This window comes from Acetobacter tropicalis (assembly GCF_001580915.1).
Lineage (GTDB): Bacteria > Pseudomonadota > Alphaproteobacteria > Acetobacterales > Acetobacteraceae > Acetobacter > Acetobacter tropicalis.
Map to the genome: position 1 here is coordinate 1 of NZ_LHZQ01000011.1, position 569 is coordinate 569.

Annotated in this window: 1 protein-coding gene; it reads left to right on the top strand. The window is 56.1% G+C overall.

The window, feature by feature from the left end; translation table 11 throughout:
* Positions 1-535: IS256 family transposase (locus AD944_RS00050; RefSeq protein ID WP_045543130.1), on the top strand; the 535-nt coding region annotated here is incomplete at its 5' end.
* Positions 536-569: the final 34 nt, after the last annotated feature.

The following is a 569-nucleotide window of genomic DNA, read 5'->3' on the forward strand; positions in this document are numbered from 1 at the left end:
TATCCTGATCGCCGTCGTCGACGGACTGAAGGGCTTTCCGCAGGCTATCGAGGCGGCTTTCCCCAAGACCCGCATTCAGACATGCATCGTTCACCTGCTGCGTCATTCCATGAGTTTTGCCAGCTACAAGGACCGCAAGGCCGTCGCCACCGCTCTCAAGGCAATCTATACGGCAGTGGACGCCAGCGAGGCCGAGGCAGCCCTCGGCAGGTTTGAGGAAAGCGATCTGGCCAGACAATATCCGGCCATTGCACCCAGTTGGCGCAGGGCGTGGAATGAGGTCATTCCGTTCCTTGATTACCCCCCGGAAGTACGCAGGCTGATTTACACAACAAATGCCATTGAAGCTATGAACGCAAAGATCCGCCGTGCCGTGCGCACCCGTGGCCACTTCCCCAGTGACGAGGCCGCAGCAAAATTGATTTACCTGGCGCTCAATGCTACCTCATCAGAGTGGAAGCGCTCAGTAAGCGAATGGTATGCTGTCAGATGCCAGCTCGCCATCATGTTCGAAGACCGTTTCCCTATGGCCTGAAAAAATGCCACCGCACAAAATTCTACACAGTCTC